General features: G+C 50.6%; 6 protein-coding genes, 4 pseudogenes and 1 other annotated feature. Of the genes and pseudogenes, 4 read left to right on the plus strand and 6 right to left on the minus strand.

Annotation, left to right across the window (positions count from 1 at the left end):
- The first annotated feature begins 228 nt into the window (after positions 1–228).
- Together EH207_RS11085 and mobC are read left to right on the plus strand one after the other, a co-directional pair.
- Positions 229–2,091: a type IV secretory system conjugative DNA transfer family protein gene (locus tag EH207_RS11085; protein WP_137714043.1), complete on the plus strand. Its 1,863-nt coding sequence runs from the start codon at positions 229–231 to the stop codon at positions 2,089–2,091.
- 8 nt (positions 2,092–2,099) lie between these two features.
- Positions 2,100–2,828 carry a MobC family replication-relaxation protein gene (gene mobC / locus EH207_RS11090; protein WP_137714044.1) on the plus strand — a complete coding sequence of 243 codons (729 nt, stop codon included), beginning with the start codon at positions 2,100–2,102 and terminating at the stop codon, positions 2,826–2,828.
- A gap of 210 nt (positions 2,829–3,038) precedes the next feature.
- Here mobC and EH207_RS11100 read toward each other — a convergent pair.
- The 3 genes and pseudogenes from EH207_RS11100 to istA all read right to left on the minus strand — a co-directional run.
- Positions 3,039–3,356: pseudogene (locus tag EH207_RS11100) on the minus strand (zincin-like metallopeptidase domain-containing protein); the annotation flags it as partial.
- A 57-nt stretch (positions 3,357–3,413) separates the two neighbouring features.
- Positions 3,414–4,208 (minus strand): IS21-like element helper ATPase IstB, encoded by a 795-nt coding sequence (istB, locus tag EH207_RS11105; protein ID WP_137712891.1) that lies wholly within the window; start codon positions 4,206–4,208, stop codon positions 3,414–3,416.
- Positions 4,208–5,380, minus strand: coding sequence for an IS21 family transposase (istA, locus tag EH207_RS11110; protein ID WP_009113448.1), 1,173 nt, complete (start codon positions 5,378–5,380; stop codon positions 4,208–4,210). Before istA ends, istB begins: the two co-directional genes overlap by 1 nt.
- A 123-nt stretch (positions 5,381–5,503) precedes the next feature.
- Between istA and EH207_RS18385 the strand changes: the two genes are divergently transcribed.
- Positions 5,504–5,803, plus strand: a complete 300-nt coding sequence (locus tag EH207_RS18385; RefSeq protein ID WP_246048878.1) for a hypothetical protein — start codon at positions 5,504–5,506, stop codon at positions 5,801–5,803.
- A gap of 98 nt (positions 5,804–5,901) precedes the next feature.
- On the opposite strand, the gene xopJ is transcribed toward EH207_RS18385, so the two are convergent.
- Positions 5,902–6,990, minus strand: coding sequence for a YopJ family type III secretion system effector XopJ (xopJ, locus tag EH207_RS11120; protein ID WP_137714046.1), 1,089 nt, complete (start codon positions 6,988–6,990; stop codon positions 5,902–5,904).
- Between the two features lie 151 nt (positions 6,991–7,141).
- Between xopJ and EH207_RS11125 the strand changes: the two are divergent.
- Positions 7,142–7,610: pseudogene (locus tag EH207_RS11125) on the plus strand (Y-family DNA polymerase); the annotation flags it as partial.
- A gap of 42 nt (positions 7,611–7,652) precedes the next feature.
- Here EH207_RS11125 and EH207_RS11130 read toward each other — a convergent pair.
- A pseudogene (locus EH207_RS11130) lies at positions 7,653–8,614 on the minus strand (transposase).
- Positions 8,189–8,305: a sequence feature (AL1L pseudoknot), on the minus strand. It overlaps the preceding pseudogene by 117 nt.
- 300 nt (positions 8,615–8,914) lie before the next feature.
- Positions 8,915–9,016: pseudogene (locus EH207_RS11140) on the minus strand (transposase); the annotation flags it as partial.
- Positions 9,017–9,448: the final 432 nt, after the last annotated feature.

A 9,448-nucleotide genomic window follows, 5' to 3' on the forward strand; every position in this document is an offset into this window, starting at 1 on the left:
TGGCGCGGCGTACAGCCGCGACATTACCCCCATGTGACATATCATAAGGGCGTCCAGCCCGCATGAACTGGCGCACGCCGTTCGGGCAGGGAAGCATGCTTTCCTGAACATGGCCGCACAGCGGCCACCTTCTTTAACCCCATACTCTCGCCCCGCCTTTTCGCCCGACACCATGGGGCGAACTGATGGGGCGATGTCATGGGGCGAACTGCTGACAAAGGAGGCATCGTGATTTTGAATAAGCTGGCAGTTTCACTCTCGCCGATAGTGAATGGCGCGCTGAGCTTCATTGCTTTTATGCAACAGCACCAGCTGATGCTGGCGCTGTTATCGGGGCTGACGATGCCGTTTTTCGCTTCGATGAAAAGCGAAGAACGGCAAAAAGCCCCGTTGTGGCAAAAGCTGATTATTGCTTTTTCCATACAGTGTTTTCTTTACGGTACGATGGCCCCGGTTGTTATCTGGATTTTCCAGTGGCTTTATAAAGGCCGTGTAGTCGCCAGCATTCCCGTTCTAGCATGGCTGGTGCTGATTGCCTTTACCGTAACGGGTTTTATTTTCCATATTCTGCTACGCAGAGTATTAACCCCCGAGCTGGATAAAATAAAGAAACGACTCATCAAAAAGACCAGTCTTGAACGAGAATTACGCACAGATGTCCGCACGGTAAAATCGCTGCTGCCGGAAACGCTGCATTATAATCCGCTTGATTATATCAACCTAAATAAGGGTATTTTTATCGGGATAGACCGTGATGAAAAACCGATGCATCTCCCGTTAAAAGACTGGCAAAGACAACATGCGGATATTATCGGCACAACTGGAGCCGGTAAAGGGGTTGCCACCGGTATATTGCTTTACCAAAGTATCCTGGCGGGTGAAGGTGTATTTATTATGGACCCAAAGGATGATGAATGGGCACCGCACCTTTACCGCAAAGCCTGCGAGGATGCAGGCAAACCCTTTGCCTTAATTGACCTGCGAAAACCGCAATACCAGTTAAATCTGATTGAAGATATCACGCCCGATGAACTGGAAGAGCTTTTTGTCGCCGGTTTCAGTCTGGCGGAGAAAGGGCAGGAATCGGACTTTTACCGTATCGACGATAGAAAGGCCGCACGCATGGCGGCGCAATTTGTCAGTCATCACCCATCCTCGACTATCCGCGATATTTATAACGGCGAATATGTTCAAGGTATCGCGGAAAATATCAAAGCCTTTTTCGGCAAGATTGAAGAGCTGGCGTTGCTCAATGCCATCAACGCGCCGACAGGATTTTCACTCCAATCGGTTTTTGATGAAGGTGGCTGCTGCTATGTCATCGGCTCAATGCGCAATAGCAAGATTATCACCGCCCAGCGCATGCTGCTGGTGCGACTTTACCAGTTAGCAGAAAGGCGCGACCGGGTAAAAGAAACGCCCCGATCCATAGCCATCTTTCTCGACGAATTGAAATACCATCTGTCAAAACCAGCTCTGGAGGGGTTAGGCGCGGCGCGGGATAAAGGCGTGCATATCATCATGGCGCATCAGTCCGTCGCCGATTTAAAAGACTGCCCGGCGGATTTAAAAGGCGATGCTGTTGTCGGCGCCGTCGTTGAAAACGCCAAATTCAAGCTGGTATACCGCGTTATGGACCCGGATACAGCGGAATGGGTGGCGAGAATGTCCGGCACCATATTAGTGGATGATGAAGTCCGCAAGGCGAAAACCGATGCCGTGCTAACAGAGACTATCGACAGTGAACGCACCATCAGGCAGGCCGAGCGTTTCTTTATCGACAGCAATATGATCCTGAACCTGCCCGATTTTGTCAGCTTTATCTTTACGACGACAACGCTACCCTCGGCCTCACTGATTTCCCCCATCAAGGTACAAAAACGCGAGCTGGAGATCTGTTCCGTTTCTCCGGATATTGCCGCGTCGGCAGCGCCGGCAAAAGTCGCGCTGGACTTCGACGAGGAAAATGTACCTCCCGTTTCAACGCCCAATGTCACCGTAACCCAGCCAGACCTTTTCTTTGAAGGGGAAAGAAAATCAACAAAACCGAGATCTGATGATGACGAAACACCGTCCTTGCTCAATTTTTAGGAGGAGTCATGCTTATCGCCACGCATAACGAGCGCATCGCTCGCAACAGCGAGAAGATAAAAAGGCTGCTGAATTTCCTGAAGGAAGAAACCTACAGCGACTTTAAAACGCTGATGCTGCTGTTTGGCTTCAGGGATCACAAATCGCTGTATACGCTGCTGACAAAAACTGAACGAATGGGGTTAATACAAAAGCATGTGTTTGAATCACGGACGATGAAAATGTCGTTGTGGGGCATAACCAGCGACGGACTGGCTATCGTTTTAACGCCGGACGATGACATTTTCCCGGCACGCTTTGAACCGTCAAAAATCACCGGCTGGACGCTGGAGCACCACCTTGATAATCAGGTTGCTAGGCTCATCCTGGAGAAAAAAGGCGCATCCGGATGGGTAAACGGCGATCGCTCAACGTTCCTCAGCCAGTATCAGGTCAAACACCGTCCGGATGGACTCATCACACTCCCTGACGGACAGGTCATCGCAGTAGAAACCGAGCGCCGCCTGAAAACCAAAGCTCGCTACCAGGCGATTATCGCCAGCCATTTGCTGGCCCGGACACAAAAGAACTGGATTTACGTCTTTTATATCGTACCGGACCTACAGAAAAAACGGGCGCTTGAACTGCTGTTTGGCAGCATCAAACACGTCATCGTCAATCATCAGCACATACCGTTGGAAGCACGTCACCGCAATGTTTTTCGCATTTATACGCTTGATGAACTGACACACCTGTAATTAGATAACTATATGTAAGTTTTACCCAGGTCATCATGATGACCTTACCCGGCTTGGCGGCAATACCGACAAGCCGGGTAATTTTTATTCCACTGCGAGGTGCAGACTGTTCGGTACTCGCTGCACTGCGTTCCGCCTCAGTCTGCGCCTCGCCGCGTTGCCGGTTAAAAACCATGAAACCGCACTCCTTTGCGGTGTCCGGTCCCAGAATCAAAGTTTATCCATCAGGTAACGATGCGCTTTTGAGGCGGCGCTGGCCGCTTTGAAAACATAGCGCTTGTCGTTTTTCAGCGCCTCGAGCCATGAGGCAATATAGCTTTCATGCTGCACCTCTCCGACAATCCCCAAATCCGCCATCAGAAAAGCACTTCCCAGCTCCGCGACAAGTTCTTCCTCTGCATAATCCGCACTGCCAAACTTCCCTTTCATTTCACGGTTCAGGCGTTTTTTACCCCCACTCCAGTGAACCAGCTCATGCAGGCCGGTAGCGTAGAAGTTGGCCGCATCAGCGAAAAGATGGCGCTCCGGTGTCAACGCCAGGATTGTTGGCCATTTTTCGCCATTTTTAATGTCCGCTATTGGTCATTAATGTTGCCCACTTTCCGCCATTTCATCATCACTGATTGGCGTGGCGTTTTTTGCCAGCACTCCGGCTTTGCGTTTTTCCTTTAACCGGTAGCTTTCTCCTTTGATGTTCAGTGTGGTTGAGTGGTGTAGCAGCCGATCCAGGATTGCCGTTGCCAGCACGTTATCGCCGAACATCTCTCCCCAGTCGGCGAACCCTTTATTTGACGTCAGTACGATACTTGCTTTCTCATACCGACGGTTCAGCAACCGGAAGAACAGACTGGCCTCCTCGCGGGTCATTGGCAGATAGCCTATCTCATCCAGTATCAGCACCCGGGCGTAACCAAGCTGCTGTAGCTGTTTTTCCAGCCGGTTTTCCTGCTTTGCCTTCATAAGTGTGGCGATCAGCTTATCCAGTGGCATGAACAGCACCCGGTGACCAGCATCAGCCGCTTTTACCCCGAGTGCTACTGCCAGGTGGGTTTTACCCACACCTGGCGGCCCCAGCAGGATCACGTTCTCGCTGCGCTCCACGAACGCCAGCCCGGCCAGTTCCCGGACGATCTTACGATCTATACCTGGCTGGAAGCCGAAGTCGAACTGCTCCAGCGTTTTGACCCACGGGAACCGTGCCTGTTTTAGCCGAGACTCCATACCTCGCTGATGTCTCCCGTTCCATTCCTGTTGCAGCGCCATACACAGGAACTCGCGGTAGTTCAGCTCTTTTTTGGCCGCCAGCTCCAGCAGGCTTTCGACGTGGTAGCCCAGATGTTCCATTTTCAGACGACCCAGCAGTGCCTCCAGTTCGTGCATCACAACAGCTCCTCATACGCACTTAGCGGGCGATGTTCCACCTGACTGACCTGCTGCCAGAGCGGGGCGTGATGCTCCGGCACGGTCTGCCAGCCGGATGAAGCCGAACAGAGCCGGTGCGATGCCATCTGCTGCTCATTACTGTAGATCCGCAGCTCATCATCCAGCGAGATCCGTATTGAGACCGGCTGACCACAAAGGCTTTCCGGTACGCTGTAACGGTTTCCGCCAACCTCGATATAGCCATCCCAGGAGACATGGCGGATATCGAAGTAGCTGGTATCGAAGTCAGTATCCGGTAACGGCTGAAGATGCTCCTGTTCCTGCGTGAAGCGCTGTTCCGGTGTCTGCCTGAACTGGCGAAGTTCCCGTCGGTCAGCAACGTCAGCCATCCACTGCTCCAGTAACTGATTAACATGGGCGAAGCTGTCGAACCGGCGGTACCGGACGAAGAAGTTCTCCTTGAGGTATTTCACCATCCGTTCCACCTTACCTTTGGTTCTGGCCCTTCGCGGGCGGCAGGCCCGTGGCAGGAAGCCATAGTGGTCGGCCAGCAGCAGGAACCCGGAGTTGAACACCACTTTCCCGTTGTTATTTTTCAGCACCGCGGCTTTCTGATTATCGACCAGCACGGTTTTCACGCTGCCGCCGAAGTAGCGGAAGGCGCGAACCAGAGACTCATAGGTATGCTCAGCATCCTGCTTTGGTGCGGCGAAGACATGGAAGCGGCGGGAGAACCCCAGCGTGTTAACCGCGAAGCTAACTTTGCATCGTTGTCCGGCAACCTCAGCCTCAATTTCCCCCCAGTCATGCTGGAGCTGGTAGCCGGGCTGGGTTTCGAAGCGAACTGTTTTCTTCGATGGCCGCATCTTACGTTTGGGCTGGATGTAGTAACGCAACATGGAGCGGCCGCCGGTATAACCCATCGTTTTGATTTCCGCGAGGATGACCTCGCCGTTCCAGACGTTCTCTGCCAGACGCATGTCGATATAGTCCATGAACGGCCTGAGTTTAGCCATTTTGTGGCGTGTTTTTCTGGCCGGAGGTTCCGGGTATTTCAGGTACCGTCTGACGGTTCGCTCAGAACAACCCACCTGAGTGGCAATATCGACAATATACGCACCCTGCTGGCGCATTTGCTTTATCATGTAAAAGTCCTCTCTGCTCAGCATGCTGATGTCCTTTCTGGTGTGAGAACCTCAAGGAAACAACATGTTGGGTGGAGCGGACAAGCCAAATGGTGAATTACCGTCTTATATCACTGGCGCTGACACTTGAGCAGTTGCCCCCATCGAATGGCATGTGCCGGCTGTGATTTTAATGTTCCCAAAGCCAGCGCCAGAGCGCAGGCTTTAGAAAGTAAAGCATCAATCGGACATTACTTGGAGGCCGTGCCCCTGACGGCGGATGAGCGGGCTATTGTTGAGGGTGACCTGGAAAAGCTGGATGGACTTATACGAAAGCTCGATGATGTACCGACGCTGGATGGCAAAACGCCCATCGAGATCGCGGCAAAAAAAGCCAATAATCGTGGGCGTCCCAAGGAGCCGCTGATTTACTCGTTTTTTGCCCCGAGAACTCTCTGGAAACCTTGATTTATAACGGGTCAATAACTAAGTTTTGAATAAATCAGCGTTTCCCTAGCGTGTCTTTTCTCTCACGGAGGCCCATCTAAATGAGTCGATGCAACGGGTTATTGGCTATCCAGGGCTTTTCTTATCTTCCGCGCTCGGGACGACTCGATAGACATACTATAATTTTCTGGATCACCCCCCACCCGATAGACACGGAATGCCTCAGCACGTTCGTTTAACGTTTCTCTGGAAGAGGACCGGTTTGTGCTGACAATATCGTTTGCTATGTGGGGCTGAGCGTTCGCTACAGCAGTCACTGTGCCACGGGAATGCGCATGTTTATAAAATACGGCAGGCAGCACTTGCTTTCCGTCAACCAATTCTATTCCTCTGGCAAGTCGCGATCGGCTATCTTCAGTCTCTGGAAAACAATAGCCACTATCAGCCAAAGTTTCATGAAGACTGTCAAAGACACTATCTTTTTGGTAGGCGCACAAAGCAAAGTTAAGCGAAAATATAACACAGTCGTGCCATGAGCGTTGTGCATCAGTCTCTATGACAGACATCTTAGCATTTCCTCGAAATCGCGTATTGACCTCCTCGCGCAGTTGAGGATAGCCCGGTAAGTAAGCAGGAGGGTAAACATCATCCTTATAGGCGGTAATGGGCTCCAATACGATCAGCGTCTTTTGACCATTGGCGTGGTTACGTACGTCCACCGCAACGTGGTGAAGCGAGGGCGGATTTAGCCGAAAAACGCCACGCCACGCGCCAGGCTCATTATGACTTTGTAAATGATCGAGGAATGTGAAGCGCGAGTCGAAACAATGAAGGTTAAGTTGTGAATAGCTTGTGTTATAAGCTGAGACAAGCGATCCCAGGCTTTGAACGTCAAGTTGGAGTGTATCAATGTTGGACTGTCGGTATTCTATATTGTCGAGTATGTTTTTTGCATAATGCAAGAGATCCGGATTTGAACTCATCAGTGATCTGTAGTACGACTCGCGGAGCGCTGAAATCTTGTACTTGGCTCTGTCGGGTATGTCAGCAGCTACAGGTTGCCTAGGCGAGTGCGTAGGGAATTGCTCCCATTCGCTGTCGGAACTTGAAGGGCTTGAAGATGCTTGGTCGGTATCAGCGCCATAATTTCTCCCATAATCTTCGTTATAGTCATGCCGGACGCTAGGTTTGGAAACGCAAATTCCCATCGTGATGTTCCTTACTGCATAGAAGGCTTCTGGATTAAACGCCCTTGAGTGGTCAGCTAAGCTACCGTGGTTCCATGAACGATGGTCATCCTGCCTATCAAGCCAACCAGAGACCGTGAGCTACAGGGCACATCAGTGTGTTGACTTTCTATTCCACATAAATGCGGACATGTCGAGCAGAGTGATGGCTTTGCTTGAAGAGATGGCGCTTGCATTGGAAATCTATTCGATTGATGTGGCATTCCTTGATCTGACGGGTGTGAGCCAGTGCAGGCAACTTGAGCAGTTTGGTCGTGAAGTGAGAGAGCGCATTCTCATGGAAACGGGTTTGACAGTTGTTATAGGGATCGCGCAGACAAAAACCCTGGCAAAGGCGGCTAACTTCTCGGCCAAGAAATGGAGCAAAACCGGCGGCGTGGTGGATTTGTCCGACCCGGCAAAGGAAGTTGTTGGGGCACATGCCAGTCGATGAAGTCTGGGGGGGTGGAAGGCGGATCAGCAAGAAACTGGGTGTGCTGGGGATAACTAAGGCGCTACAGCTTGCAGATTGCTCGCCTTGGTTTGTTCGCAAAAATTTCAACGTGGTATTGGAGAGGACGGTCCGGGAATTGAACGGGGAGTGAACCGCCCCGGTTTTCTTGGAGAGGGTTAAAGCAGGACGCTCAGGCTGCCAGATTGTTACATTTTCTGGAAGCATAATATGCTTTCTCGGCTTCCACTGGTGGTATGTGACCGATGCGTTCGAGCAACCGTCGATTGTTGTACCTGTCCACCCACGCCAGCGTTGCCAACTCCACTTCTACCTGATTTTTCCAGCTTTTACGGTGTATGCAGCTTTGTAAAGGCCGTTGATACTCTCGGCCAGAGCATTATCGTAGGCGTCCACCAAAGTTGATTGGGGCACTCTGCCACGAACTGACGGTTTACCCGCTCTGCTGCCGCCGCTGTTTTGCGGCTGATCGTAGTCCTGATGACCTTGCCACGGAGTACGCCCCGCAGACCCATCATTTTCATCAGACGCTCCACAGTACATCGTGCAACGCTGAAGCCCTCGCGGAGCAACTTTTCGTGCCCCGTAAACACGGTAATTTTCTTCATAAACGCGTTTTATCTCCAGGCTGATCTGAGCATCACGCTTTTCTCGTTGGCGACATTTTTCGGGGTGCTGCCGGCGTTGCTGATGCCAGTAATATGTCGACGTGGCAATATCCAGCTCGCGACATACCGGCCCGACCCCGTGCGTACCACTCAGACGTTCCATAAGTGGCATTATTTTTTCCAGTGGCGGTCGATCTCCGCCTGCGCAAAATAAGCAGAGGCCTGACGCAATATGTCATTGCTTCGGCGGAGTTCCCGATTTTCACGCTCCAGTTCTTTTAAACGCCAGCGTTCATCAACAGTCAGTCTCCCATCATCAAAATTTCTGGGGGAAACATCGCCATGAGTATCAGTTCTGTGCTGTCGCAGCCAGGCCCGCAAGGTATCGTAATGACAAGCCAATTTTTGATGAGATGGCGCGAATGGCATCCGGCTCGGAGTCATATTCAGCGCGGTGTTCAAGAATCATCCTGACGGCACGTTCACGTAGCTCTGGCGGATAACGGTTTGCTGATTTTGATTTCATTTAGGATCGCCTTCCACTGAGAGTTTAGTCTCCAGGAAACCCGGTACGGTTCAGTGATTTCTAGCGCGATATTTTTCTGTTCCGGGCAACTGAACCATCAACCATCCAGACACAGACTTGAAAAACAGATTTGGCAATATCGATACCAACAACGCTGCTCGTATTCATGTGATGTTACTCCCAGATTAATGCAGTCAGTAAAAGTATGGCACTGACTATCTTAGGAAGGGGCGTCCATCACATCACTTCAATGACGCTGTTCAGTAATTCAATGGCGTTCGAGGTATACATTGCCTAGCGGATAATGCAGCGTTGAATGTGGGTCTGCGGATACACGCTGTTTATCGCATCTGGAAAGCCTTTCAGACCATCCATACCGGCGATCAGAATGTCCTCAAGCCCCATCATTGATGCTACATTTTGCCACAATGAGTTTGCTTTATTTTATGTCATCAATCACTGGGCATCATCACCGACTTATCGGGCAAGCCGCGTCAACGCACCAACCGCCAAATACTCGCATCTTCCTTCTCTCCCTGTTTTTAGTGCACCCATATATTGATTAATTTTTTTAATGGTTAAACCAAAATTAGCGTCTATATTTAACCCATACTTTTTAGCAAGCACAGGCGTTATATTTTAGATAAAAATAAATAAAATCGGCTTTACACTGATTTTTATGGATTTTTTCAGGCGAAGATATCTCGCTCCTTTCCCATGCCTATAAAAAATTCATTAATTAAATTAACTAATAATCCGTCGGAATAATAATTCGGCAGGAATGCGCTCGTAGTTAAAAAACAGCCTCAATTATATCGGAATTGGAGTATTTCA

The sequence above is a fragment of the Brenneria rubrifaciens genome (genome assembly GCF_005484945.1).
GTDB classification, from domain to species: Bacteria; Pseudomonadota; Gammaproteobacteria; order Enterobacterales; family Enterobacteriaceae; genus Brenneria; species Brenneria rubrifaciens.